This is a genomic window from Massilia sp. P1_C10 (assembly GCF_056406475.1).
Map to the genome: position 1 here is coordinate 824,759 of NZ_JBFUAC010000001.1, position 25,086 is coordinate 849,844.

32 protein-coding genes are annotated in these 25,086 nt (G+C 63.0%); 23 read left to right on the forward strand and 9 right to left on the reverse strand.

Going from position 1 to position 25,086, the window contains the following annotated elements; genetic code table 11:
• Positions 1-96: 96 nt before the first annotated feature.
• From AC1D02_RS03865 to AC1D02_RS03930, 14 genes are all read left to right on the forward strand, one after another.
• Entirely contained in the window at positions 97-624 is a 528-nt protein-coding gene (locus AC1D02_RS03865; RefSeq protein ID WP_477313850.1) for a DUF302 domain-containing protein, read from the forward strand.
• Between the two features lie 120 nt (positions 625-744).
• Positions 745-1,116, forward strand: a complete 372-nt coding sequence (locus tag AC1D02_RS03870; protein ID WP_477313852.1) for an ArsR/SmtB family transcription factor — start codon at positions 745-747, stop codon at positions 1,114-1,116.
• Between the two features lie 103 nt (positions 1,117-1,219).
• Positions 1,220-2,584 (forward strand): sulfite dehydrogenase, encoded by a 1,365-nt coding sequence (gene soxC / locus AC1D02_RS03875; RefSeq protein ID WP_477313854.1) that lies wholly within the window; start codon positions 1,220-1,222, stop codon positions 2,582-2,584.
• Positions 2,568-3,620: a c-type cytochrome gene (locus tag AC1D02_RS03880; protein ID WP_477313856.1), complete on the forward strand. Its 1,053-nt coding sequence runs from the start codon at positions 2,568-2,570 to the stop codon at positions 3,618-3,620. The genes soxC and AC1D02_RS03880 overlap by 17 nt, the downstream gene beginning before the upstream one ends.
• A 25-nt stretch (positions 3,621-3,645) precedes the next feature.
• The gene (locus AC1D02_RS03885) at positions 3,646-4,080 is read left to right on the forward strand and encodes a pseudoazurin (protein WP_477313858.1); all 435 of its coding nucleotides are present in this window, start codon (positions 3,646-3,648) and stop codon (positions 4,078-4,080) included.
• 50 nt (positions 4,081-4,130) lie between these two features.
• Positions 4,131-4,592, forward strand: coding sequence for a thiosulfate oxidation carrier protein SoxY (gene soxY / locus AC1D02_RS03890; RefSeq protein WP_477313860.1), 462 nt, complete (start codon positions 4,131-4,133; stop codon positions 4,590-4,592).
• A 47-nt stretch (positions 4,593-4,639) separates the two neighbouring features.
• The gene (gene soxZ, locus AC1D02_RS03895) at positions 4,640-4,951 is read left to right on the forward strand and encodes a thiosulfate oxidation carrier complex protein SoxZ (protein WP_477313862.1); all 312 of its coding nucleotides are present in this window, start codon (positions 4,640-4,642) and stop codon (positions 4,949-4,951) included.
• Positions 4,952-5,019: 68 nt separating this feature from the next.
• Positions 5,020-5,826 (forward strand): sulfur oxidation c-type cytochrome SoxA, encoded by an 807-nt coding sequence (soxA, locus tag AC1D02_RS03900; RefSeq protein WP_477313864.1) that lies wholly within the window; start codon positions 5,020-5,022, stop codon positions 5,824-5,826.
• A 9-nt stretch (positions 5,827-5,835) separates the two neighbouring features.
• Complete coding sequence (gene soxX / locus AC1D02_RS03905; protein ID WP_477313866.1) at positions 5,836-6,459, forward strand: sulfur oxidation c-type cytochrome SoxX; 624 nt, start codon at positions 5,836-5,838, stop codon at positions 6,457-6,459.
• A 77-nt stretch (positions 6,460-6,536) separates the two neighbouring features.
• Positions 6,537-8,252: a thiosulfohydrolase SoxB gene (soxB, locus tag AC1D02_RS03910; protein WP_477314011.1), complete on the forward strand. Its 1,716-nt coding sequence runs from the start codon at positions 6,537-6,539 to the stop codon at positions 8,250-8,252.
• 32 nt (positions 8,253-8,284) lie between these two features.
• Positions 8,285-8,887, forward strand: a complete 603-nt coding sequence (locus tag AC1D02_RS03915) for a rhodanese-like domain-containing protein (RefSeq protein WP_477313868.1) — start codon at positions 8,285-8,287, stop codon at positions 8,885-8,887.
• A gap of 13 nt (positions 8,888-8,900) precedes the next feature.
• Positions 8,901-9,452 carry a thioredoxin family protein gene (locus AC1D02_RS03920; protein WP_477313870.1) on the forward strand — a complete coding sequence of 184 codons (552 nt, stop codon included), beginning with the start codon at positions 8,901-8,903 and terminating at the stop codon, positions 9,450-9,452.
• Between the two features lie 19 nt (positions 9,453-9,471).
• Positions 9,472-10,479 carry an MBL fold metallo-hydrolase gene (locus AC1D02_RS03925; RefSeq protein WP_477313872.1) on the forward strand — a complete coding sequence of 336 codons (1,008 nt, stop codon included), beginning with the start codon at positions 9,472-9,474 and terminating at the stop codon, positions 10,477-10,479.
• Positions 10,480-10,510: 31 nt separating this feature from the next.
• Positions 10,511-10,939: a DsrE family protein gene (locus AC1D02_RS03930; RefSeq protein WP_477313874.1), complete on the forward strand. Its 429-nt coding sequence runs from the start codon at positions 10,511-10,513 to the stop codon at positions 10,937-10,939.
• Between the two features lie 7 nt (positions 10,940-10,946).
• Here AC1D02_RS03930 and AC1D02_RS03935 read toward each other — a convergent pair whose 3' ends face one another.
• Genes AC1D02_RS03935 through AC1D02_RS03960 form a run of 6 tightly spaced genes read right to left on the reverse strand, consistent with a single transcriptional unit; the run spans position 10,947 to position 14,326 of the window.
• Positions 10,947-11,582, reverse strand: a complete 636-nt coding sequence (locus AC1D02_RS03935) for an SAM-dependent methyltransferase (RefSeq protein ID WP_477313876.1) — start codon at positions 11,580-11,582, stop codon at positions 10,947-10,949.
• Positions 11,572-12,273 carry an MBL fold metallo-hydrolase gene (locus AC1D02_RS03940; protein ID WP_477313878.1) on the reverse strand — a complete coding sequence of 234 codons (702 nt, stop codon included), beginning with the start codon at positions 12,271-12,273 and terminating at the stop codon, positions 11,572-11,574. The genes AC1D02_RS03935 and AC1D02_RS03940 overlap by 11 nt, the downstream gene beginning before the upstream one ends.
• Before the next feature lie 35 nt (positions 12,274-12,308).
• A complete protein-coding gene (locus tag AC1D02_RS03945; protein WP_477313880.1) occupies positions 12,309-13,109 on the reverse strand; it encodes a sulfite exporter TauE/SafE family protein in 801 nt (266 codons plus the stop codon).
• Between the two features lie 11 nt (positions 13,110-13,120).
• On the reverse strand, positions 13,121-13,555 hold the full coding sequence (locus AC1D02_RS03950; protein WP_477313882.1) for a YeeE/YedE family protein: 435 nt from the start codon (positions 13,553-13,555) through the stop codon (positions 13,121-13,123).
• A 10-nt stretch (positions 13,556-13,565) separates the two neighbouring features.
• Positions 13,566-13,997: a YeeE/YedE family protein gene (locus tag AC1D02_RS03955; RefSeq protein ID WP_477313884.1), complete on the reverse strand. Its 432-nt coding sequence runs from the start codon at positions 13,995-13,997 to the stop codon at positions 13,566-13,568.
• Positions 13,994-14,326 carry a metalloregulator ArsR/SmtB family transcription factor gene (locus AC1D02_RS03960; RefSeq protein ID WP_477313886.1) on the reverse strand — a complete coding sequence of 111 codons (333 nt, stop codon included), beginning with the start codon at positions 14,324-14,326 and terminating at the stop codon, positions 13,994-13,996. The genes AC1D02_RS03955 and AC1D02_RS03960 overlap by 4 nt, the downstream gene beginning before the upstream one ends.
• Before the next feature lie 124 nt (positions 14,327-14,450).
• On the opposite strand from AC1D02_RS03960, the gene AC1D02_RS03965 reads away from it, so the two are divergent.
• Positions 14,451-14,843, forward strand: coding sequence for a DUF302 domain-containing protein (locus AC1D02_RS03965; protein WP_477313888.1), 393 nt, complete (start codon positions 14,451-14,453; stop codon positions 14,841-14,843).
• Between the two features lie 17 nt (positions 14,844-14,860).
• Here the strand turns inward: AC1D02_RS03965 and AC1D02_RS03970 are convergent, their stop codons facing one another.
• On the reverse strand, positions 14,861-16,174 hold the full coding sequence (locus AC1D02_RS03970; protein ID WP_477313890.1) for an ATP-binding protein: 1,314 nt from the start codon (positions 16,172-16,174) through the stop codon (positions 14,861-14,863).
• The gene (locus tag AC1D02_RS03975; protein WP_477314013.1) at positions 16,171-16,836 is read right to left on the reverse strand and encodes a response regulator; all 666 of its coding nucleotides are present in this window, start codon (positions 16,834-16,836) and stop codon (positions 16,171-16,173) included. The genes AC1D02_RS03970 and AC1D02_RS03975 overlap by 4 nt, the downstream gene beginning before the upstream one ends.
• A 229-nt stretch (positions 16,837-17,065) precedes the next feature.
• Here AC1D02_RS03975 and AC1D02_RS03980 point away from each other — a divergent pair, with 229 nt between their 5' ends.
• The 4 genes from AC1D02_RS03980 (at position 17,066) to AC1D02_RS03995 (ending at position 21,425) form a co-directional block, all read left to right on the forward strand.
• On the forward strand, positions 17,066-17,848 hold the full coding sequence (locus AC1D02_RS03980) for a prolipoprotein diacylglyceryl transferase family protein (protein WP_477313892.1): 783 nt from the start codon (positions 17,066-17,068) through the stop codon (positions 17,846-17,848).
• 28 nt (positions 17,849-17,876) lie between these two features.
• Positions 17,877-18,731, forward strand: coding sequence for a thiol:disulfide interchange protein DsbG (dsbG, locus tag AC1D02_RS03985; RefSeq protein ID WP_477313894.1), 855 nt, complete (start codon positions 17,877-17,879; stop codon positions 18,729-18,731).
• A gap of 85 nt (positions 18,732-18,816) precedes the next feature.
• Positions 18,817-19,635 carry a c-type cytochrome gene (locus AC1D02_RS03990; protein ID WP_477313896.1) on the forward strand — a complete coding sequence of 273 codons (819 nt, stop codon included), beginning with the start codon at positions 18,817-18,819 and terminating at the stop codon, positions 19,633-19,635.
• A gap of 170 nt (positions 19,636-19,805) precedes the next feature.
• Positions 19,806-21,425 carry a methyl-accepting chemotaxis protein gene (locus AC1D02_RS03995; RefSeq protein WP_477313898.1) on the forward strand — a complete coding sequence of 540 codons (1,620 nt, stop codon included), beginning with the start codon at positions 19,806-19,808 and terminating at the stop codon, positions 21,423-21,425.
• Positions 21,426-21,443: 18 nt separating this feature from the next.
• On the opposite strand, the gene AC1D02_RS04000 is transcribed toward AC1D02_RS03995, so the two are convergent.
• On the reverse strand, positions 21,444-22,235 hold the full coding sequence (locus AC1D02_RS04000; protein WP_477313900.1) for a TlpA family protein disulfide reductase: 792 nt from the start codon (positions 22,233-22,235) through the stop codon (positions 21,444-21,446).
• A 374-nt stretch (positions 22,236-22,609) separates the two neighbouring features.
• Between AC1D02_RS04000 and AC1D02_RS04005 the strand changes: the two genes are divergently transcribed.
• The 4 genes from AC1D02_RS04005 (at position 22,610) to AC1D02_RS04020 (ending at position 25,085) form a co-directional block, all read left to right on the forward strand.
• Positions 22,610-23,197, forward strand: coding sequence for a hypothetical protein (locus AC1D02_RS04005; protein WP_477313902.1), 588 nt, complete (start codon positions 22,610-22,612; stop codon positions 23,195-23,197).
• Between the two features lie 92 nt (positions 23,198-23,289).
• Complete coding sequence (locus AC1D02_RS04010; RefSeq protein ID WP_477313904.1) at positions 23,290-23,844, forward strand: cytochrome b; 555 nt, start codon at positions 23,290-23,292, stop codon at positions 23,842-23,844.
• A gap of 114 nt (positions 23,845-23,958) precedes the next feature.
• Positions 23,959-24,936, forward strand: a complete 978-nt coding sequence (locus AC1D02_RS04015; protein ID WP_477313906.1) for a cation diffusion facilitator family transporter — start codon at positions 23,959-23,961, stop codon at positions 24,934-24,936.
• Complete coding sequence (locus tag AC1D02_RS04020) at positions 24,933-25,085, forward strand: cation-transporting P-type ATPase (protein ID WP_477313908.1); 153 nt, start codon at positions 24,933-24,935, stop codon at positions 25,083-25,085. Before AC1D02_RS04015 ends, AC1D02_RS04020 begins: the two co-directional genes overlap by 4 nt.
• Position 25,086: the final 1 nt, after the last annotated feature.

A 25,086-nucleotide genomic window follows, 5' to 3' on the forward strand; every position in this document is an offset into this window, starting at 1 on the left:
TCGGCCAGCGACTCACTTTCTATTCCACCATTTCCGCTTCTCGATAAATTCATGCGCTGCTTCCCTCGTTCCCTCCCTTGGCTGACAGTGCTCCTGATGTTCGGCCTGTCTGGTTGCCGCACCTTGGACGTTGTCGCGCATACCCAGGCCGGCGCCGGCGCGGAAGCGAACCAGATGGTGTCGCGCTGGGTCGATTCCGGCGGCGACGTCGCGGCGGCCGCGTCCTGGTCGCGCAAGGTGAAGGCCGGCGTGACGGTCGCCGAAATCGAAGAGGCGTTTGCCGGCGTCGCCGTGGAGGACAACGTGCGCCCGGTGGGGGAACTGTTCGTTTCCAATGAATTGGCGACCCGTTCCGGCAAGCCGGAGCGCTTCCTGAAAGTCTATTCGTATTGCGATCCGGCGACGGCGCGGCTGATGGTCGACTTCAGTCCGGCGATGTCAGCGTTCCTGCCGTGCCGCATCACGGTTGTCGAGCAAGCCGACGGACTGTGGATCTACACGATGAACATGGACATGCTGATCAAGATGGGACGTCAGATGCCGCCGCCGTTAAGCGATGCGATGTTGAGGGTGCGCGGTACGCTGCTCAAGATGCTCGATCGCGGCGCCAGCGGCGAATTCTAATGCAGACATTGAGGCGGGTGGGGCGCTTCTCATGTCGCGCTGCAACATCGAAATCGCTTGCTTCTCGCGCGTGCATTTGGTTATATGCGTATATGCTCATATGATTGCTTGGCACTAACGATGAACGATGACCTCAACCGCGAACAGATGAAAGAAGTGTTCGAGGAAGTTTCGCACTATTTCTTCCTGCTGTCGGAGCCGACGCGCTTGAAGATTCTTTACGCCTTGTGCGAAGGCGAGCAGCCGGTCGGCGCGATCGTCAAGGAAATCGAGGCCAACCAGGCGAATGTGTCGCGCCAGTTGAACATGCTGTATCAGGCCAAAATCCTGCAACGACGGAAAGACGGCGCCCAGGTCTACTACCGCATCGAAGACCAGAATGCGATCCAGCTGTGCCGCGTCGTGTGCGCCCAGATGGTCGACAAGGTGATCCAGCAGACCGGGCGCCTGAGGCAGGCGCCAGTGGAGGCCTTCGTCGTAAGAGAAGAATAAAGCAAGGCCGCCGCACACGGCGTCCGCGCATCATATGCATGCATAGTCATATGCTCATGTAGTAATTGGCACCAACATTTCTGGAAGAGTGAGACGACGTCAGATGGCAAATTTGATTCGAAAATACGGTCGCATCCTGCGCGCCCCCGAAAATTTCCTGCAACCGGAACTGATCGACGAGATCAACCGTGGTCCGCTCGACGAGAACCGCCGCGGCTTCCTGCGCAAGAGCTTTCTCGCTGCCAGCGCCTCGCTGGCGGCCGGCAGCGCGCTGGCGCAGAGCGCCGCCGCCATCGGCGCCGACGGCGACCCCAACATCCTGGTGCTGCCCGAGCACTCGCGCACGCTCGGCAAGCCGGTAGCGTCGAATCCCTACGGCGTGCCATCGTCGTTCGAAACCAACCTGCTGCGGCGCGAGTCGCCCGGCCTGACGCGCGTATCGGCGGCGTCGGTGGCGTTCACGCCACTGCAGGGGCTGTTTGGCATCATCACCCCGTCCGGCCTGCATTTCGAGCGCCATCACCAGGGCTGGCATGACATCGATCCGAGCAAACACCGCCTGATGATCAATGGCATGGTCAAGCATCAAAAGGTTTACACAATGGACGACCTGATGCGCATGCCATCGGTGTCGCGCATGCACTTCATCGAATGCGGCGCGAACACGGCGATGGAGTGGGGCAATGTGGCGGTGCCATCGGTACAGTATTCGCACGGCATGCTCAGTTGCAGCGAATATACCGGCGTGCCGCTGTCGGTCTTGCTCGACGACTGTGGTTTCGACAAGCGCAACGCCAAGGTTGTGCTGGCAGAGGGGGCTGACGGCTCGTCAATGACGCGCACGATCCCGATCGACCGCGCGCTCGACGACGTGCTGGTCGCCTGGGGCATGAACGGCGAAATGCTGCGCCCGGAGAACGGCTATCCGCTGCGCCTGGTGGTGCCGGGCGTGCAGGGCGTCTCCTGGGTCAAGTGGCTGCGCCGGATCGAAGTGGGCGACCAGCCGTATGCCACCAAGGACGAGGCGATCCACTACATGGACGCCATGCCCGACGGTACCTTCCGCCAGTACACCTCGATCCAGGAATGCAAGTCGGTGATCACCAGCCCGTCGGCCGGCCAATCGCTGCTCGATACCGGATTCTACAACATCACCGGACTGGCGTGGTCCGGCCGCGGCAAGATCAAGCGCGTCGACGTGTCGGTCGACGGCGGCAAGAACTGGCGCACGGCGCGCCTCGAAACGCCGGTGCTGACGAAATGCCTGACCCGCTTCAACATCGACTGGGAATGGGACGGCAAGTCGGCGGTACTGCAATCGCGGGCCATCGACGACACCGGCTACGTGCAGCCGAAAATCAATGAGCTGCGTGCGGTGCGGGGCACGCGCTCGATCTACCACAACAACGCGATCCAATCCTGGCAGGTTGCTCCATCGGGGGAGGTATCCAATGTCCAGGTCTATTAACGCCATTGCGACCGCGCTCGCCCTGCTGGCGCCGGCCGTGCAGGCCGCCGCGCCGCTGACCAACTTGGGACGCACGGCGACAACGAAGGAGGTCGCTGCCTGGGATATCGACGTGCGGCCCGACTTCAAGGGGCTGCCGAAAGGCTCCGGCAGCGTGTCGGCCGGCATGAAGGTATGGGAAGGCAAGTGCGCCTCTTGCCACGGCACCTTCGGCGAGTCGAACGAGGTGTTCACGCCGATCGTCGGCGGCACCGGTCCCGATGACGTCAAGACCGGCCGTGTCGCCTCGCTCACCAACGGCAAGCAGCCGCAGAAGACGACGCTGATGAAGGTGGCCACGGTGTCGACCCTGTGGGACTACATCAACCGCGCAATGCCGTGGACGGCGCCGAAGTCGTTGACCACTGACGAAGTGTATGCGGTGACTGCCTACATCCTGAATATGGGCGAAATCCTGCCCGACGACTTCGTGTTGTCAGAAAAAACGATCTCGCAGGCGCAGCAGCGCATGCCGAACCGCAACGGCATGTCGACCAGGCACGGCATGTGGGACGTGCGCGGCAAGGGTGATGTGGCAAGCGTCGCCTGCATGAAGAATTGCCCGGTTGACGAGAAGATCCGTTCGTCGCTGCCGGAGGCGTCGCGCAACGCGCACGGCAACCTGGCGCTGCAGAACCGCACGTTCGGCGCCGTGCGCGGCGTTGATACGAGCAAGCCGGCGACAGCTGCCCGAGTTGGCGCCGCCACGATCGCCGCGCCCGCAGCGGCGCCTGCAAAGGCCAGCGCCGGCCTTGCGTTGATGCAGCAGAACGCCTGTATTGCTTGCCACGCCGTGTCAACGAAAGTCATGGGCCCGAGCTTCGTGCAGGTGGGCGACAAGTACCGCGCCGACCCGACCGCCGCGGGCAAGTTGTTCGAGAAGGTGAAAAACGGCAGTAGCGGCGCGTGGGGGCCGATCCCGATGCCGCCGCAGGGCCATGTCAAGGACGATGACGTCAAGGCGCTGGTGCAATGGATTCTCGCCGGGGCGAAGTAATTAGTGTGTTTTTAATGGAGAAGTAATGAAGAAAGTTTTGTTTGCAGTGACCATGTCGATCGCCTGCGGTACCATCTTTGCGGCTGAGCATCATGTAAAAATGGTCAACACGGGCGTCGATGGTTCGATGGTGTTCGAGCCGGGCTTCCTGCGCGTTGCGAAGGGCGATACCGTCAAGTTCATCAAGGTCGATGCGGCCCACAACAGCGCTGCCATGGTTGTGCCGGCCGGCGCCACTGCATGGAAGGGCAAACCGGATGAGGAAGTGAGCGTCACGCTCAACAAGGAGGGCGTCTACATTTATGCGTGCGATCCGCACAAGGTCATGGGGATGGCGGGCGTGATCCAGGTCGGCAAGCCAGTCAACCTGGCGGACGCGCAGAAGCAGGCCGATACCATTTCGAAGGGCTTCGTCATGAACAAGGACCGCCTCTCGAAGTACATGGCGCAGGTCAAGTAACCGCAGGCGGGTCGTCACAGGCAGCGTTCAATCAATCAATGGAGGTAGCAATGATTCAGAGTCGGCGCGATGTAATGCGCATCACAGCAGTTCTCGGCGCCGCGTTCGCGGCAGGCGTACTTAGTCCAAAGGATGTCTTCGCTGCGGAGTGGAGCCAGAAGGTGTTTGATGCGAAGAGCCTGGCCGATGCGGTCAAGGCTTTGGGCGGCGACAAGTTCGAAGTCAGCCCGGAAGTGTCCATCACCGGCCCGGACATCGCCGAGAACGGCGCAGTCGTGCCGGTGTCGATCAGCAGCAAGGCACTCGGCACCGATTTCATGGCGATCCTGGTCGACAAGAACCCGAGCGCGATGTCGGCCAGCTTCAACATCCCGGCCGGCACCGAGGCGGCGGTGACGACGCGCGTCAAGATGGGGGCGACATCGAACGTGCACGCACTGGCGCGGGCGAACGGCAAGTGGCTGGTCGCCTCCAAGGAAATCAAAGTGACGCTGGGCGGCTGCGGCGGCTAGGCCGGCGCCCCGACAGCCAACCTTCATACACAGACAAGGACAATGAGATGGGTAACCCAATGCGTATCCGCGCCAGCATCGCTGGCGACATGGTGGAAGTGAAGATTCTGATGCGGCACGATATGGAGACCGGCCAGCGCAAGGATGCGGCCGGCGCCGTCATTCCCGCGCATTACATCAAGACTCTCGTCGCCAAGCACAAGGACAAGGTCGTGTTCGACGCCAATTTCGGGCCGTCGGTGTCGAAGGACCCGTTCCTGTCATTCAAATTCAAGGGCGGCGCAGCAGGCGACAAAGTGACCGTCACGTGGGTCGACACCGCCGGCGACACGCGCACCGATGAAGGCACAGTGAGCTGACTTCGCAGTACCCGGTTTCACCCCCCCAATGCGGCGCAGACCGCATGACGACGAACCAAGGAGACGACATGACCAAGAAACGCTTCGGCGCGGTTTGTGCAACGCTGCTATGCGCGCTGGCGCCGGCAATGGCGCAGACTTCCGCAACGGACGAAATCGCCAAATACCGGCAGATGCTGGCAGACGGCAATCCTGCCGAATTGTGGGAGATGCGCGGCGAGGAATTGTGGAAGGCGAAGGCCGGGCCGAAGAAGGTGTCGCTCGAACAGTGCGATCTCGGCAAGGGCGCCGGCATCGTCAAGGGCACGTATGTTGAATTGCCACGTTTCTTCAAGGACACCGGAAAGGTGATGGACTTGGAACAGCGCCTGGTCTACTGCCGCATGACGCTGCAGGGGCTGAGCCACGAGGAAGCCGTCAAGACGCCGTTCGGTTCGACCGCCAAGCAATCGACCATCGAGCCGTTGGTGGCGTACATCACGTCCGAGTCGCGCGGCATGAAGATGGCCGTGTCGACCGCCCATCCGCTGGAAAAACGCGCCTACGAGGCCGGCAAGCAGATGTTCTTCTACCGCGGCGGTTCGCACGATTTCGCCTGCGCGACATGCCACTCGGCCGATGGCCAGCGCATCCGGCTGCAGGAGCTGCCGAACATCCTCAACAAGGCCAACGCGCAGGCTGCCTACACCACCTGGCCGGCGTACCGCGTCTCGCAAGGGGAGGTGCGCACGATGCAGCACCGGCTCAACGACTGCTTCCGCCAACAGCGCTTCCCCGAGCCGGTGTACGCCTCCGAGGCGATCACCGCGATGACCATGTTCCTGGCAAAAAATGCCGAAGGCGGCGTCTACGCCGGCCCAGCCCTGAAACGATAAGGATAAGCGATGACTCCGATGCGAAAGATAGTGGCCGTCGCCGTGGCGACGCTGGCCGTTGCAGGCTGCGCCAGCGTGCTGGCCGACACCGATTACGGCCATGTTGCCCTCGACCTGATCAAACAGGATTTCCGTTCGAAGGGGCCGGCCACGCTCGAACGCGTTGCCGTGCAGGATGACGCGCAAAAGCTGTGCAGCGAATTCCCGAAAGAGCGTACCAGCGAGGTGAACGCGAGGATCGAGGCGGCGCAGCTGAAAACGATCAAGCTGCCGGCCGACGGCAAGTACCTCGGCAAGTGGCAGGAAGGCGAGAAGGTGGCGCAGAACGGCCGCGGCATGCAGTCGTCCGACGCGCTTGGCGCGGCGAACGGCGGCAACTGCTACGCATGCCACCAGATCACCAAGCAGGAAATCTCGTTTGGCAACATCGGTCCTAGCCTGTACCAGTATGGCAAGGTGCGCGGCAGCAGCGACGAGATCGTCAAGTACACCTGGGGCAAGATCTACAACGCGCAGGCCTATACAGCCTGTTCCAACATGCCGCGCTTTGGCCACAACGGCGTGCTGACGGAGGCGCAGATCAAGGATGTGATGGCGCTGCTGCTCGACCCGGCCTCGCCAGTCAACAAGTAACCGAGGCGCGCCGGCGCGTTTCCCGCAATGCGGGCGACATGCCGCGCCCGCCATCACTGTAAGGAAGAACGATGGGAATGAATCGGCGCGAATTTGCGCAACTGCTGGGCATCGCTGCTGCAGGCGGTATGCTGATCAACTCGAAGGCGGCTCTGGCCGGAACGGCGACCGCGGGCAACCTGTATGACCTGCCGCGCTTCGGCAATGTCCACTTCCTCCATTTCACTGACTGCCATGCGCAGTTGAAGCCGGTGTATTTCCGCGAGCCGAGCATGAACCTGGGCGTCGGCGCGGCGTCCGGGCGCATTCCGCACCTGGTCGGCGAACAATTGCTCAAGCAAGTTGGCCTGAAGCCGAATACGCCGCAGGCGCACGCTTTCACGGCGCTTAATTTCGAACAGGCCGCGCAAACGTACGGCAAGGTAGGTGGCTTCGCCCACCTCGCAACGCTGGTCAAGCGGATGCGCGCCGGCCGGCCCGGCGCACTGCTGCTTGACGGCGGCGACACCTGGCAAGGCTCCGGCACCGCGCTGTGGACCAAAGGCCAGGACATGGTCGACGCCTGCCTGCTGCTAGGCGTCGACGTCATGACGGCGCACTGGGAAATGACCTTGGGCGACAAACGGGTGCAGGAAATCGTCGGCAAGGACTTCAAGGGCAAGGTCGATTTCGTGGCGCAAAACGTCAAGACCACCGATTTCGGCGACCAGGTGTTTGCGCCGTACGTCATCAAGCAGATGAACGGCGTGCCGGTGGCGATCATCGGCCAGGCCTTTCCTTACACGCCGATTGCCAACCCGCGCTACATGACGCCCGAATGGAGCTTCGGCATCCAGGAAGAGCACATGCAGAAGATGGTCGACGAGGCGCGTGCGAAGGGCGCCAAGGTGGTCGTCGTGCTGTCGCACAACGGCATGGACGTCGACTTGAAAATGGCCTCGCGTGTGCGCGGCATCGACGCCATCATGGGCGGCCATACTCACGATGGCGTGCCGGTGCCGGTGGTCGTCAGCAATGGCGGCGGCAAGACGCTAGTGACCAACGCTGGCAGCAACAGCAAGTTCCTCGGCGTGCTTGACTTCGACGTGCGCGAAGGCAATGTCAGGGCGTTCCAGTATCGCCTGCTGCCGGTGTTTTCGAACTTCCTGCCGGCCGACCGCGACATGGCGGCGTTGATCGACAAGGTCAGGGCGCCCTACGAGGCGAGACTTGGCGAGAAGCTGGCAATGACCGAAGGCACGCTGTATCGCCGCGGCAATTTCAACGGCACCTTCGACCAGTTGATCATCGATGCGCTGATGGACGTCAAAGGCGCCGACATGGCGTTCTCGCCGGGCTTCCGCTGGGGCACGTCGCTGTTACCGAACAGCCCGATCCTGATGGAACACCTGATGGACCAGACCGCGACGACCTATTCCTACAGCACTCTGACCGACATGACAGGCAGCACGATCAAGACAGTAATGGAAGACGTCGCCGACAACCTGTTCAACAAGGACCCGTATTACCAGCAGGGCGGCGACATGGTGCGCGTCGGCGGCATGACCTATGCCATCGAACCGAATGCCGCGATGGGCGCGCGCATCAGCGACATGCGCCTCAACGGCAAGCTGATCGAGGCCGGCAAGACCTACAAGGTGGCGGGCTGGGCGCCGGTAGCGGAGGGCGCACAGGGCGAACCGGTGTGGGACGTCGTGGCGCAGTGGCTCAAGGCACACAAGACGGTGACGCCGCGCACGCTGAATACGCCGCGCCTGATCGGCATGCAGGGCAATGCGGGGATGCTGGCGTGAACACCATTTCAATTAACTCGGCAAGGAAGCACATGCGCGTCAAGAACTGGATCCTCATCGCCTCGGCCTGCGCTACGCTGGCCGCCGCGCACACTCAGGCGCAAGCAGTCGAGGCGGCAGCCGTCCCGGCCAGCAAGCAGACCACGGCCGGCCGCTACCTTGACGCGCGCGAAGCGTATGCCCTCAAGCAGAAGCTGGGCGCAAAGGCGTTTTTCGTCGACGTGCGCACGCGCTACGAAGTGTCCTACGTCGGCATGCCGACGGTTGCCGATGCCAATATCCCGTACGTCGAGCATCCGGACGATGCGCCGTGGGACGACAAGGCCGGCCGCTTCAAGCTCGAGGTGAACAGCGACTTCGGCCCCGAGTTGGCGCGGCGGATGGCGGCCAAGGGCCTCGGCAAAGGCGATGTGGTCATCGTCATGTGCCGCTCGGGCGACCGCAGCGCCCGCGCCGCCACGCTGTTGACCCAGTTGGGCTATTCGAGAGTGTTCAGCGTGGTCGACGGCTTCGAAGGCGATGTCGCCACCAGCGGGCCAAAGCAGGGCCAGCGCGTGGTGAATGGCTGGAAAAACGCCGACCTGCCTTGGAGCTACAAGCTCGATAAAGAGCGCATGACCATTCCAAAATTGTGACGTGACCAGCGCGATGAGATCCTGCCCGCCGTCGAATCGGCGTCGCCCCGCCAGCCATGCGGTACGGCTGCTGGCCGCGTTGGCGATCTGCGGCGCATTCGCCGGCAGTGCCGAAGCGGGTGACGGCGCGGCGCTGGCGGCGCCGCTCGACCTGCGTGCTGACGGTGCACTCGCCGCCACGCGCGGCAGCCCTTTGGTCGTATTTTTTTCGCTGCCGGAGTGCCAGTATTGCGCCGTTGTGCGCCGCAATTACCTGGCGCCGCTGACGCGTGCGCCGCGCGCGGCGGACCGCCTCGTCGTGCGCGAACTGGAGTTGACCTCGCCGGCGACGCTGGCCGGGTTCCATGGCGAGCGAACCAGCGGCAGCTTGCTGGCGGCGCGCTATGGCCTAGCGGTCGCGCCGTCCGTCGTCATGCTCGACCGCGACGGCAAGCTGCTCGCCGCGCCGCTGCTCGGCGGCGACGTCGCCGGCATGTACGGCGCCTACCTGGACCGGGCCCTCGACGAGGCGCGCGCCAAACTGGCGGGTGCCGCTACGGCGCGCTCCACCGATCCCCAACCCTGACCTTCGGAAAAGAGCCTGCGTGAAAAACGAATTCATCACACTTTCAGGGGCCGCGACGCGGTGCTGCCGTCGTTGGATTTTTGCCCTTGCCGTGGCGGTGCCGGCATTTGGCGCCGGTGCGGCGCCGCTGCAGCCGATGGCACTGACGCCGGTGAAGATTTCGCCGCACGTGTACTACTTCCACGGCCATACCGGCATGGCCGATGCGGCCAACCAGGGCTTCATGTCGAATGCGGGCTTTGTCGTCACGCCGGACGGCGTCGTGGTATTCGACGCGCTCGGCACGCCGGCGCTCGGCGAAGCGATGGTGAGCGCGATCCGCGCAATCACGGCGCAGCCGATCCGGCGTGTCATCGTCAGCCATTATCATGCAGATCATTTCTACGGTCTGCAGGCGTTCAAGGCGGCCGGAGCGGAAATATGGGCGCATGAAAACGGCCGCCTGTATCTCGCGTCGGACATCGCGCCATCGCGTCTGGCGCAACGCAAGGCCGATCTCGCGCCATGGGTCAACGAGAAGACGCGGCTGGTGACAGCCGACCGTTGGCTGCATTTCGATGCGAGCAAGGCGATTCCGTTCACGCTCGGCGGCGTGCATTTCCGCGTGATCGACATGTCGGGCGCGCATTCGCCGGAAGACATCATGCTCGCGGTCGACGAGGACAAGATGCTGTTCGCCGGTGACCTGTTCTTTACCGGCAGGATTCCGTTCGTCGGCGAAGCGGACAGCAAGGTCTGGCTGGCCGCCCTCGAGGAGATGTTGAAGATCTCGCCAGCAGTCGTGGTGCCCGGTCACGGCGAGATGTCGCGCGCGCCGCTCAAGGACCTGCAGCTGACCCGGTCTTACCTGCTGTTCCTGCGCCGGGCGATGGGCGATGCGGTGGCCGACATGGTGCCGTTCGAGGAAGCTTATCAAAAGACCGACTGGAAATCGTTTGCTGCTTATCCGGCCTTCGCCCAGGCCAATCGGATCAATGCCTACCAGACCTACCTGCTCATGGAGCGCGAGAGCCTGCTTGCCAAGTAGTACCCCACCACGTCAATCACACGGAGCTGCCATGAAAATCGTTCGTACTCTTTTTGCCGTATTGGTCCTTGCATTCGCTTCGCTCTCTGTCGCCGGTGCGGCGGACAGGGAAGAGAAGGTCGTCTATCACATCAATGACGGCAGCAACCCGATGGCCGCCCTGAACAATATTCGCAATCACCTGAACGCCAGTCCGAAAGCGAAGATCGTGGTGGTCACCCATGGCCCCGGGATTGACTTCCTGCTCGACGGCGCGAAGGACAAGAACGGCAACCCGTATGACGCCGTGGTGCAGGAGCTCGTCAATCGCAATGTCCAGTTCCGGGTCTGCAATAACACCCTGGAGATCCGCAAGATCGACCGCAAGCGCGTGATCCCCGAAGCGACGATCGTGCCGTCCGGGGTCGCCGAAGTGAGCCGGCTGCAGTCGCAGGAAGGCTACGCCTACATCAAACCGTAGCCTTCTGTCAGGCGGCCGGCTTGCGCGCCACTATGCCCAGCAGGGCGGAGGGGCCGACATGCTGCGTGCCTTCGGCAAGCACACGGTCGTATTCGCGCAGTTCGACGATCTCCAGCGCTGCAAACGCTTCGCGCATCATGGCGCCGGTGTACAGGTGTTCGAGGAGGCCAGGGCCGCCGGTCTTGTAGTCGAGCTGCTTCGGCGTGTAGCCCTGGACGATCAGGTAGCCGCCCGGCTTGAGCGTGGCGACCATGCCGGCAAACAGGCGGCGCCGCATCTCGGTTCCTGCGAACTGCACGAAGATTGCGACGACGAGATCATAGGCGTTAGGTTGCCAGTCCCAGGAGTCGCAATCAGACGCGTGCAGGTTGACGCTGACGCCAGCGCGGCGTGCCAGTTCGTCCGCCTTCGCCACCCCCACCGCGGAAATATCGAAGGCGTCGACCAGCAGGCCCTGCTGCGCCAGCCAGACGCTGTTCCTGCCTTCGCCATCAGCGACGGCCAACGCAGTCTGGCCCGCTGTCATCAGCGCGCCCTGGCTCGCCAGATAAGCATTCGGCGCGGTGCCAAACAAAAAATCCGGGCCGCCGAAGCGCGCGTCCCAGGTTTGCGCCGGATCGCTGAAGTAATTATCATGCGCCATGCGGCAGTCCCAGGTTCTGGTTCGCGGGTACGGCGATGTCAATCAGCTTCGGCTTCGGCAGGTTCAGCGCCGCCATCAGCGCGCCAAAATCTCCCTTGCTGCGATTGGCAAGGCGGGCGTTGTGCCGCTTCTCCCATCCGATCGTCGACACCGACTGGCCTTTGTAGTCGTGACCGGGCCACATGCGCGTCGTATCGGGCAGCGCGAACAGCTTGCCGACGACGCTGTCGTACAGCGCCGCCGAGCTGCCGCTTTGAAAGTCCGTGCGCCCGCAGCCGTCGATCAGCAAGGTGTCTCCGGTGAACACGTTGCCGCGCCAGATATAGCTGACGCTGCCTGCGGTGTGGCCGGGTGTGTGCAGCACATCGATTCGGTCATGTGGGCCGAAGCGGATGACGTCGCCGTCTTTCAGCTGCAGCTCGGCTGGCGCAATGCCGCAGCCGGATGGAACAGCAGCCTGGGCGCCGGTGACCTCGCGCAGCTTGCCCGCCGAGGTGACGTGGTCGGCGTGCGCGTGCGTCTCGAGCACGTAGGCGAGCTTCAGGTCGAGCCGTGCAAGGTGCGCCAAGTCGCGCTCCCAATGGCGCTCGACCGGATCGATGATCACCGCCGACCTGTCATCGTCGGCCACCAGAATATAGGTAAAGGTCGACGATTCGACGTCGAACAATTGAATAGGATTGACGTTCATATCGCGGATCTCCAAAGAGGCGAGGTTAAGGGGGGTCACAATGCCGACTTGACGATCATGCCGATCGCAACCGCGGCCGACACAACGGCGAAGCCGATCTGGAGATGGGGGCCGGCCAGGCGCGCCGACACCATCCGGCCGCCCAGCATGCCGGCAAGGGCGCCGGCGGAAAACGGGATGGCGACGCTCCAGACCATGCCGCCGGTGGCAGCGCTGGTGACGACACCGGTCACTGAGACCAGGGCGATCACTGCCAGCGAGGTGGCAACAATCGAGCGCATCGCCAGATCGGTGTAGCGCTGCAGCGCCGGCACCATGACGAAGCCGCCGCCAACACCAAGCAGGCCCGAAAGCAGGCCGGTGACGGTGCCCGACAGCGCGAGCGCGCGCGCACAGCTGCTGGTCCAGATGAAGCGGCCGGTTGCGCCATCGCGCTTGCAGGGAAGCAGGGAATGGACATTTGCGGGGGCGGCAACCGGTGGGCGCGTCGCCTGGCGGAATGTGCGAAAGGCCACCAGCAGCAGGATCATGGCGAACAGGATGCTGAGCCAGCGGTTGTCGAGCCGGTGCGCCAGCCATAATCCGAGCGGCGAGAGCAGCATGCCGGCCGCGGCGATCAGCATGGCGGCGCGGTAGCGCACGATGCCCTCGCGCAGCCCGAGCACTGCGCCGAGCGCGGCGGCCATGCCGACTGCCAGCAGGCCGATCGGGCCGGCCTGGGCTACGCCCATCTGGATGCCGAACACCAGCAGCGGCACCGCCAGGATGCCGCCGCCGGCCCCGGTGAGCGCGAGGATGACGCCAACCACCAATCCCAGTCCGAGCACGATTAACATGGCGCTGCCCCTTACGCTGCCTGCTTGCGGCGCGCCGGCAGGCGCTCGAGCAATTCGAAGATCACCATGCCGACGATCATTGCTGCTGCAAAAATGAGTGGTTTGCTGCCGCCGCTGGCGAGCGATGCGAGCGCCGGACCGGGGCAGTAGCCGGCCAGTCCCCAGCCGATACCGAAGGCCAGCCCGCCCAAGACCAGCCGGCGGTCGATGTGCGTTGCGGTGGGCAGGCGCATGACGTCGCCGAGCAGCGACTTGTCGCGCCCCGCGGCGAAGCGGAACGCGACCAGCCCGACCAGGATGGCGCCGCCCATGACGAAACCGAGCGAGGGATCCCAGTGGCCGGCCAGGTCCAGAAAGCCGATTACCTTGGACGGATCGGTCATGCCGGAGACGATCAGGCCGATGCCGAAGACCAGGCCGACAACGAGTGCCATGATGATGTGCATGATGTGCTCCTTATCCGATGAGGTGACGAACGATGAAAACGGTGACAAATCCAGCCGCCATGAAGGCGGCCGTGGCCACCAGCGATCGCGGTGAGCGGCGCGACAGGCCGCACACGCCGTGGCCGCTGGTGCAGCCGGCGCCATAGCGCGTACCGATGCCAACCAGCAGGCCGGCCACCACCAGCGTGGCGGTGCCGGCATCGACCTGCACCGCGGGCAGCGGGGCGAACAGGCCATACGCGGCCGGGGCGGCGACCAGGCCGAACAGGAATGCGATGCGCCAGGCGATGTCGCCTTTCGGCCATTGCAGCAAGCCGCCCAGGATGCCGCTGATGCCGGCAATGCGGCCGTTGAACAGTACGAACAGCGCCGCGGCCAGTCCGATTAATACGCCACCGGCCAGGGAGGCCCACGGCGTGAAATGCACCCAGTCGATCATCATGATGTTGCTCCGTTCGGTTTTTCACAATACAGTTGGTACAGCGCCGCCATCACGGCCATTGCCTCGCTGCTGGCAATGCTGTAGAAAATCTGCTTTCCTTCGCGTCGCGTGGTCACCAGCGCTTCGTCGCGCAGGACACCGAGCTGCTGGGAGAGGGTAGGCTGCTGAATCCCCAGGATGGTTTCAAGTTCGCTGACACAAAGTGGGCCTTGGGTGAGCTGGCACAGCAGTAGTAAGCGGTCAGGGTTGGCGAGCACTTTCAGCAGGCCGCATGCCTGCGCTGCCGCCGCGCGCATCGCGGCCGGGTCAAACGGGACGGGGTGGTTCATGGTTGATCGTTCCTTGTTTCGTCTTGTACGAAAATATTATATTACGCGACAAACTATAAATCAATATAATGTATAAATCCCGCGCTGCGGTTAATCAACAAACATCATCACATGGAGAATGAAAATGGCAAGCAACTATGGATTTGGCAAGACGGTGTCGTGCGCCTTCGACGAGGCAATTGAACGTGTCACCGCAGCCTTGCAGGCAGAAGGATTCGGCATCTTGAGCGACATCGACGTCGCCGCCACCTTGAAAAAGAAGCTCAACGCCGATATGCCGGCCTACCGGATACTGGGCGCCTGCAATCCCGCGCTGGCGCAGCGGGCGATCCAGGCCGAGCCGTCGATCGGCCTGCTGTTACCGTGTAATGTGCTGGTGCGCGAAGTAGCCGATGGCAACGTCAGCGTGGAATTCATGGACACCGATGCAGTGCTTCAACTGGTCGGCAAGCCCGACATCGCCGTGCTCGCCGGCGAGGTGCGACAACGGCTGCAACGAGTAATGGCTGCCGTGTAGGGGGCCGCCGGCTGGCTTTAGTCAGCCGCCGGCAGGCGCAGTTTCGCCACGAGGCCGCCGCCCGGCCGGGCGCTGAGTTGGAGGTCGCCGCCGAAACGCTTGGCGATGGCCTCCACAATCGACAAGCCAAGCCCGCTGCCTTGGCCGCGTCCATTGCGCCAGAACCGTTCGACGGCGCGTGCGCTGTCTTGCGCACTCATTGCAATGCCACGATCCTCGATGCAAAACACGATCGACTCGCCGTCCCGCGCGAATCGCAGGAGCACCTCGGTGTTGGGCGGGGAGTAGCGGATTGCGTTGTCGAGCAGATTGCGAAGCGCGGTCGCGGCGAGGGCGGCCGGCATTGTCAGCATGGCGGCCGCACCGTCGGCGGCGACGACCACCCGGCGCGTCAAGTCGGGCGCGATCTGCGCTAGCGCGGCATGCGCGACCGTGGCAGCGCCGGCCAGGTCATCGTCATCGAACCGGAAAGGTCCGTCAAGGCGGGCAAGCATCAGCAGCTGTTCGATGGTGTGCTGCAGCCGGTTGACTCCTTGTTCGGCGTGCTGCAGCGCCAGGTCTTTGCCGTCGCCGTCGTGTGACAGCCGCGCTACCTGAATGTGCGTCTTGACGGCCGTCAGCGGTGTGCGCAGTTCATGGGCCGCATCTCCGGTGAAACGTCGTTCGCGTTCGAGTGCGCCCTCGACACGCGCCAGCAGCGCATTGATTGCCGCGACGAGCGGGGACATTTCAGCCGGCACGCGGGCGGTAGGGACGGGCTGCAACGCATCCGGTTCGCGCGCCGCGAGCGCGGCTCGAATCGATTCGAGCGGGGCAAGGCCATGGCGAATGCCGAACCAGAGCGCCAGCAGGCTGCCGAGTGTGGCGATCAGTACCGGTATGGCCGCCGCGGCTACAACGCCGCGCAACAACTGTTCGCGGCGATCGACGCGATCGGCGGTCGTCACCCGCACGCCATTCTCTTCGAGCGTGAAACTGCGCCAGCGTTCGCCGTCGATCGTTCTGGTACGGTAGCCGGCAGCGGCGATGCCGAGCTGCTCGGGACTGTTGGCAGTGCGCGCCAGGATGCCGCCGCGCAGCAGGCGAATTTCGCACGCCACCCCGTTCATCGCTCCAATCGATGTCACTGTGCGCACCGGCGACATGGCCGCTTGCGGGACCGCCGATTGCGCCAGCAAGCCGGCCACCATGTGCGCCGACGCCGCCAGCCGTTCATCCAGCGCCGCCCTGAATTCGGTGCGTAGCTCGACCAGCATCCAGGTCGATGCCGTCACCCACAGCACGAGGAACGGCAGGCCGATGATCAGCAGGAGCCGCAACCGCAGGCTCATGGCCCGGCTTCGCCAAGTCTGTAGCCGAGTCCGCGAACGGTTTCCACTATCCCGGGGCCGAGTTTGCGCCGCAGATGGTGAATGTGCACATTGATCGCATTGCTCTCGACGTTGTCGATCAGCCCGTACAACTTGTCCTTGACCTGGTCGGCACTCAGTATCCGTTTGCCGGCGTGCAGCAACGCTTGCAGCAGCGCCAGTTCGCGGCGCGACAATTCCACCGCTTCGCCATGCAAGGTGACGACGCAAGTGGCCGGGTCGAAGCACATCGCGCCGTGGGCGATCCGATCGACGCTGCGGCCGCCGGCACGGCGATGCAGGGCGTGCAGGCGCGCCACCAGTTCTGCCAGGTCGAACGGTTTGAGCAGATAGTCGTCGGCGCCCGCGCGCAGGCCGGCGACGCGATCCAGGACGTCGTCGCGGGCAGTCAGGATCAGGATCGGCAGGTCCTTGCCGGCGCCGCGCCAGCGCTGCAGCAATGCCATGCCGTCTTGGTCTGGCAGGCCGAGGTCCAGGATGGCGACGTCGAACGCACTCGTTGCCAGCGCCGCACTTGCCGCGCTCGCCGTGTCGGCATGGTAGGCCGTGATGGACGAGAGCCGCAGGCCCGCCAGGATGCCGCTGGCTACTAACTCGTCATCTTCAATCAGCAAAACATGCATAGGCGAACGCGCAAAAATTTGATCATAGCAGTCCTCGCGCGGGGACGCATCCAGGCTGACTGTCGCCATTGCCTTAATGTTGCCGTAATCGGCCGCTGGTACGCTATGGCGATGAATACTTTCGCAACAGAACAATGACGCGCGGAGCACGCGGCGCCGTTCGCGACGGCTGCAAGGCGCGGATGGCCGCGGAGTCGCCAAGCTGATGGGTACGATAGCCATAGGGCCGATGGCGTTCTCGCTTGACGTGCTGGTCGTGTTGGCGACGATTCTGCTCGCCACAACCGTGGCTAACTGGGTGGCACGCGCGCGCGGCGTGCATGCCGAACCGATGATGTGGGTGACGATCGCCTGCGCCTTGCTGGCGGCGCGCGCGGCGCACGTGCTGCGCTACAGCGATGCGTATCTCGGCCATCCCTCGAGCATCCTCGACGTGCGCGATGGCGGCTGGATGGGATGGGCCGGCGTGGTGGGCGGCGTCATCGTGGCGGCCTGGCTGGGCTGGCGGCGGCCGGCGCAACGCCCTGCGCTGGCGGCGGGAGTGGCGACAGGCGTCGCATTGTGGGCGGGGGTGGCGCTGGTCGCCGCGCTGCAGCCGAAGCTTGAGGTCGGCGTCCCCGCCGTCGAACTGACCAATCTGCGCGGCGGGCCGCAGCAATTGCAGGCGTTCGCCGGCAAACCGCTGGTGGTCAATCTGTGGGCGAGCTGGTGCCCGCCGTGCCGGCGCGAGATGCCGTTGTTGCGCGACGCGCAGTTGCGCCGCGCGGACGTCAACTTCGTCTTTGTCAATCAGAGCGAATCGGCCGCCACGGTGCGACAGTATCTTGATGCATCGCGCATCGACCTCGCCAATGTCCTGCTCGACCCGCATTCCGCGTTGTCGTCGGCGATCGGTTCGCAAGCATTGCCGGCAACCCTGTTTTTCGACGCCCGGGGCAGATTGGTCGAGCGCCGCTTAGGCGAACTGTCGGCCGCCAGCCTGGCCCAGCGGCTGGCCGAATTGCCCAAATAAATCCTTCCGACAACCACATGGAAACTCAATGACACTCCCGATGCACTTTAGGAACAAGAACCCGCGCCTCGTCGCCGCCGCGCTGATCACTGGCGGCGCCGCGCTGCTTGCCTCCACCACGGCCTTCTCGGCTGATGCCTATCCGAAGGCGATCCGCCAGGCCGTGGATTCGGGCGTCAAGGTGGTTCGCCAGTTTCCCGCCGTCTCCGGGCTGACGGGCTGGGTGTTGGCGCAGGATGGCCATTATTCGACCGTGTACACCACGGCCGACAAGAAAACCTTGCTGGCCGGCGCGCTCATCGGCGAGAACGGCGAAAGCATCAGCGCGCAGTACGAGGAAAAATATGTACCGAAGCCTGATCTCGGCGGCTTGTTCCTGCAACTGGAGAAGTCGAGCTACGTCGCGGAAGGCGCCGTCGCCGGCGCCGGCGCAAAATCGACCGTCTACGTGTTCGTCGACGCCAACTGTCCGTATTGTCACTCCGCATGGCTTGCATTCCAGCCCTACGAAAAGGCCGGTCTCCAGGTGCGCTGGGTTCCAGTGGCCACCCTCGGACCGAACAGCATGCCAAAGGCGATCGAGGTGATGGTGGCGGCCGACAAGGTGGCGGCGTTTCGCGTCATGGAAACGAACCACGGCAAGCCTTGGACCCCTTCGTCACAGTCGAGCGAGGCTGCCCAACCAGGTGCGGCAGCGGCGATCCGCCGCAATGGCGAGTTGATGCAGCGATTCGGCATCGCCGGTACGCCCGGGTTGATCTGGAAGGACAAACAGGGCAAAGTCCAGATCAGGAGCGGCATGCCGCGCCTGTCGGAGTTTCCGGCCATAACCGGCCTGCCGGAGCAAAAGAACGATGACAGCGCCCTGGAAAAATTTCGCTAGGATGCCGGCGTGGATATCGCCTCGAAGACAAGCGCGCTGACGACGATGTCAGCCGCGCACTGACAATGAACTACAGGAGCCGCACATGACGATCAAATTAGAATTGATAACGGCCGGCCTCGCGCTGGTACTGGCAGGCAGCGTTGCCGCCCAACCGCCGGCGCCGCCATTTACTGCGCCTGCCGACGCAACCATCCCGGCGGGACCGAAGAGATTGGCGATTCAGGAAGGCAAGAAATTGCTTACTGAAACCCACCAACGCCTGCCGAAGAACGTCGGCAATGGGTTAAATTGCACCAGTTGCCACCTTGCCGGAGGAACCACCGCCAACGCCTCGCCCTGGGTGGGCATTTGGGGCGTGTTTCCCGAGTATCGCTCGCGCAGCGGAAAAGTGATTTCGCTGACGGAGCGGGTCAACGATTGCTTCCAGCGCTCGATGAACGGCAAGCCGCTCGCTTACGATTCGGCGGAGATGAACAATATCCTCGCGTACATGCAGTGGCTGTCGACGGGCGTGCCGACGGGAACGAGCGTGAAGGGGCGCGGATTTGGCCCGCTCGACCAGGAGCTCAAAGCGAACCCGGCGCACGGCCAAGAAGTCTACGCTGCCAAGTGCGCCAGCTGCCATGGCGCCACTGGCGCCGGTACCAAAAATCCGTCAGGCGGCTATCTGTTCCCGCCGGTGGCCGGCAAGGATTCGTTCAACGACGGCGCCGGCATGGCACGCACGTATACCGCCGCTGCGTTCGTCAAACACAATATGCCGCTCGGCCAGGGCGGCACCCTGAGTGATCAGGAGGCGCTCGACGTGGCCGAGTATTTCACCCACCTGCCGCGCCCGGTGTACAAATTCAAGGCAAAGGATTGGCCGAAAGGCGACAAACCGAAGGACGCGCGCAGTTGATGGCGCCGCCTTGCGCCGGCGTGCGGCATGCATTGTTGTGCAAGCGCCTCATCGCCCTACTATTGGTCGGAAAAATTAAAAGTTGCTTTTGGTAATCTTTAATTTCCACTGATAATGAAAAAGCGCTGAGATATTGATCAGCGCCTTTTTTACTCGAGCGGAACGATACGATGAAATTACGTAACAAAATGGCGACCTGCATGGCAGTGGTCTTTGCATCTTTTGCAATCGCGCTCGGCGTGGCCATCTCCGGGATGCAAAATGCCGCGGCGCAGTTCGATAAGTTTATTGAACATGACCAGGCGTTTCTCGCCGCGAGCACCAATCTGTATGCCCAAGGTCTGCAAATGGGCCAGGCACTGCGTAACGTCATCCTCTCGCCCGCCAACCAGGTGGGCTACAAGAATCTCGATACGGCGCGCGATGCATTCGCCAAAGAGATGACCACAGCGATGACGCTGGCGCAAGACGATGCGGCGGCATTGTCGATTCTCCAGAAGGTCAAGGCACTGCAGGAACGCCAGTCGGAAATGCAGAGGAAGATTGTCGGATTGGCAAAGGAGAACCAAGGCGCAGCGATCGAGAGCCTGAACAATGAAGAGACGCCGATGTGGCGCCAGATGCGCGGCGAATTGCTCGATCTGATCAAGGCCAAGAATGCCGCGGTGGCGGTCGCGAAAGTCGATCTGGCGGACCGCACCCACGCCGCACTGACATACAGCCTGCTCCTGGCCGCCGGCGCAATTCTTGGCGGCGCCGGCGTCGCATTCTGGCTCACCCGTAACGTGATGCGCCAGTTGGGTGGCGAGCCTGATTACGCCGCGTCGATCGCCGCATCGATTGCAGCGGGCGACCTGACGCGCCACATTGATGTCGACAACGAGCATAACTCTGCCAGCCTGCTGTTTACCATGCGCATGATGCAAGACAGTCTGGCGGCGCTGGTGCGCAAAGTACGCACTGGAACCGACACGATCACGACGGCATCGAGCGAGATCGCGGCCGGAAACCTCGACCTGTCCGCCCGTACCGAAGAGCAAGCGAGCTCATTGGAAGAGACGGCGGCATCGATGGAGGAACTCACTTCGACGGTGCAGCAGAACGGCGACAGCGTGCGTCAAGCGAACCAGCTGGCCAACGCGGCGTCTGAAGTCGCCACCAAAGGCGGCGTTGCAGTTGCGGACGTAGTCGGCACGATGGAGTCGATCAATGCATCGGCCAAGCGGATAGTCGACATCATCGGCGTGATCGACGGCATTGCGTTCCAGACCAACATTCTGGCGCTGAATGCGGCGGTCGAAGCGGCGCGCGCGGGGGAGCAGGGCCGGGGCTTCGCGGTCGTGGCGTCCGAAGTGCGCAACCTGGCGCAGCGCAGCGCGGCGGCGGCCAAGGAAATCAAGGAATTGATCGGCGACTCGGTCGGTAAGGTCGAGGCGGGCAGCCGCATGGCGAATGCCGCCGGCACGACAATGAGCGACGTAGTGGCCAGCGTGAGGCGGGTAAACGACATCATGGGGGAGATTGCCCTGGCCGGACAGGAACAAAGTGCCGGCATCGCCCAAGTCAATCAGGCGATTGCGCAGATGGACCAGGTCACACAGCAAAATGCGGCGCTGGTGGAGGAGGCCGCCGCCGCGGCGGACTCGATGCAGGAGCAGGCGAAGCAGTTGTCGTCGGTGGTGGGCACGTTCAAGCTGGCCACCGGTGCGGCGCCGGCACACCCACGTGCCGATCATCGCGCACGCGCGGGCGCGACGCGCGCCACACCTGCGCGCGCGCTGCTGCAATAGCGTGCTGTGTCGCCGGCGTCAGTCAACTGCGCCCGGTTTGCGCTCAAGCCCTGCCAGCGCGGCGGCCAGGGACGTCGCGTCGATCTCGCCGACGTGACGGGCGACGAGCTTGCCGTGGAGGTTGAAGAAAAGCGTGGTTGGCATACCGATGGCGTTTGTCGCGCTGCCAACCTGACTCAATCGATCGGCGAACACGTTTTGCAGCGGTGTTTGCTGCTCGTGTAGAAATCGCACAATTTCCGTAAAGTCCTCCCCTTGGTTGACGAAAACAAATTGAACCTCAGTGTGCTTTCGCTGCGCATCCTGCAACAGCGGCATTTCCCGTCTGCATGGCGGACACCAACTGGCCCACAAATTGATCACTAACGGTTTGCCTCGCAACGTAGCAAGGTTGACGGTGCCGCCGTCGAGATTGCGCACGTCGATCTGAGGCGTCGTCATCGGCACTGTCGAAAGAAAAGGAAACAGGATGGTGGCTAGCGCCGATGCGCAGGCGCCGCTGGCGAGCGCAATGGCAAGCGGCTTGCGCAATTCGGCCGAGCGTGCGGTGCCGTGCGCCGCCGTCGCCAACGCTGCGAATAATGCGACCACATCGGCCAAGCCGCCATCGCTCAGATCCAGTACGCGCAATGGCGCAGCGGCATAGACATCGAGGTGGGTCAGCACGAAAATGAGGCGGCCGGCCACGATCGCTGCCCAAATTACATTGCTCAATAGGAGCCCAATAGTGATGCGCCGGTAGCGCCAAAACCAGCATGTGGCGGCAACTGATGCGAGCAGCGCGATGCTTGCAATATATAGCTTTGTCATGTGCCCTCTGCATTCAGGATTAGCTGTGGTGCCATGGCGCTTGCACTATGTCGCTGAGCGACTGGTGGTGGAATGTTATGCTAACGATGTTTCATTAACGAATTATTAACGCGAGTTGATGCAGCCCGACGCGTGGAGCGGGGCAATAAGTTAGCAATCCACAAACCCATATGTCGAGGTGAACATTGCGCGAACAGGTTTCAAGATCCCGGATCCAAGCGCTTGCCGCCGCCGTCCTTTTGGGGGGCGCTCCGGCCGCGTTCGCGCGCCGATCCAAACTCGTGCTGGTCACTGCGGAAGACGTTGAGGATTCGATTCACGGGGCCTGGCTGAGGATGATTTATGCTGATGCCTGCGCCCGGATAGGACGTGGCTTGACGCTCCAATCGTATCCGGCGCTACGGGCATCTGCGATGTCCGACGCCGGTCTGGTGGACGGCGAGATCAACCGGGTCGGCAGTTATGGAACGCTGCATCCGGACATGATCCGCATTGCGCCTTCGCATTTCTCGATGAACTTTTGCGCCTACGGTTATCCCACGCAGCGCCTTGGCGAAGGGTGGCGCGGCCTGTCGGAGTTCGGTAAGCCGCGGGTCGAATATCGCAATGGGGTAGTGCGATGCAGGGAAATGCTCGGCGCACATCCTGCGGAATTGCACGTCTCCGTGGTCAATAATGCGACCTTGGGGATACGCAAACTCGTGCAGCGCCGCACTGACCTGTACGTCGATATCGATAGCGTTGTTGAACGCGCGCTGTTGCAGCCTGAATTCGCCGGCGCTGGGATTCGGCGCCTTTCGGTGGTCGAGTCGGTTGCCATGCATTGTTATATTCATCGATCGAAGCGCGCGTTGGTGCAGCCCTTATCGATGTCGCTTGCAACCATGCTCAAGGACGGCAGCGTCGAACGCTATCACAAGGCAGCAATTGCCGAGGCGAGCGGCGCGCTCAATCATTTTTGACGCACATCAACGTTTTTTTAGGAACGCATCAATACACTGGTTTGATCGCTTGGTCGGATGAATAATTCCAGGCGCAATGGACTGGAGAATGTATGCAATGGCGAAACGACTCTTCGCGTTACGGTTGGGTATCCGTCAGTTTGCACTGGGTGATGCTAGCCTTGCTGGTAGCGGTGTACGCCAGCATGGAGTTGCGCGAATTTTATCCAAAAGGTAGTGCCACGCGCGAAGCGATGAAAACGTGGCACTACATGCTGGGACTGTGCGTGCTCGCATTGGCTGCGGGACGCCTGGTCGTCCACTTCGCCGGCCCGGCGCCTGCCATTTCGCTGCCCCCGCCGAAATGGCAGGGGCAGGGGGCAAAGCTGATGAAAGTGGCGCTGTACGTGTTCATGCTCGGCATGCCAGCGTTGGGTTGGTTGCTTCTGAGCGCCAAAGGGACGCCAATTCCATTCTTCGGGTTGCAGCTGCCGGCACTGCTCAACGAAAACAAGGCGTTGGCGGAGACGGTCAAGGAAGTCCACGAAAGCGGCGCCACGATTGGCTATTTTCTGAGCGGCTTGCATGCGGCGGCAGCGTTGTATCACCATTACCTGGTGGGCGATGACACGCTGCGCAGGATGCTGCCGAAATGGCATTCGCGGTAATCGCCTCGCCGCAACGCCTGCGGCAATACTGGCTCCACATTGCTACAATGTACATTTGCCCTCTATAGCGTGGAGCGCAATGTATCCGCGGCGTGACCGCCAATGGAGAGCCCTTTGAACAGCTTTATCGAACCGGTTGACGATCCCGAAGACACCGAGCATACGCCGGCCGAGCGAGCTGCTGCCGCATCGCGCAGTACCTGGGTCAGTGTCGCGTTGAACATTGCGCTGAGCGGCTTGCAGATAGCGGTCGGGGTGCTGGCAAAATCACAGGGCCTCATTGCCGACGGCATTCATTCGCTATCGGACCTGGTCGCCGATTTTGTCGTGCTGTTTGCCAGCCATCACGGCGCCAAGGAAGCCGACGCCGAGCACCCGTACGGCCACCAGCGCTTCGAGAACGCCGCTTCGCTGGTCGTTGGCGCGTTGCTGCTTGCCGTCGGTGCCGGCATGGCCTCGTCCGCGGTCGGCAAGCTGCAAAACCCGGAGCACATTCCAGTCGTCCATGCGGTCGCACTGGCGGTGGCAGCCGTCGCCCTGGTGGCCAAGGAGATATTGTTCCGCTATATGCTGAGGGTCGCCACGCGCGTCAAGTCGAGCATGCTGGTCGCCAATGCCTGGCACGCCCGCTCGGATGCCGCTTCCTCCCTGGTGGTGGGAAGCGGGATTGCCGGAAACCTGGCGGGCTATCCACTGCTCGATCCCATCGCCGCGCTCATCGTCGGCCTGATGATCGTCAAGATGGGGTGGGGATTCGCGTGGGATGCCCTGCACGAGTTGATGGACCGCGGCGTCGACGAGCAGGAACTGGCGGCGATCATCGCCACCCTGCAGGCCACCTCGGGCGTCATGGGCGTGCACGATGTGCGCACCCGAAAGATGGGCGACATGATCGTCGTCGACGCCCACATCGAGGTCGACGCGACGATCCCGGTGGAAGCGGGACACACCATCGCCGTGGCGGCGCGCCGCAACGTGATGGAGCATCACCGCGTGCTGTCGCTGATGACGCATGTCGATCCATGGCACCGGCCCGACCTCGACCATGTCGTCGGGGCCACGGCGGCGGCACCGGGCGGCGCGCGACAATGAATCCTGGTACACAGACCGAAGGCGGCCTGACCGAGGAGGAAGCTAGCCGCCACCTGCTGCAGGATGGCGCGAATGAGCTGCCCTCGTCAAAGCAGCGCACGCTGCTGCGCCTGCTCGCGGAGGTGGTGACCGAGCCGATGTTCCTGTAGC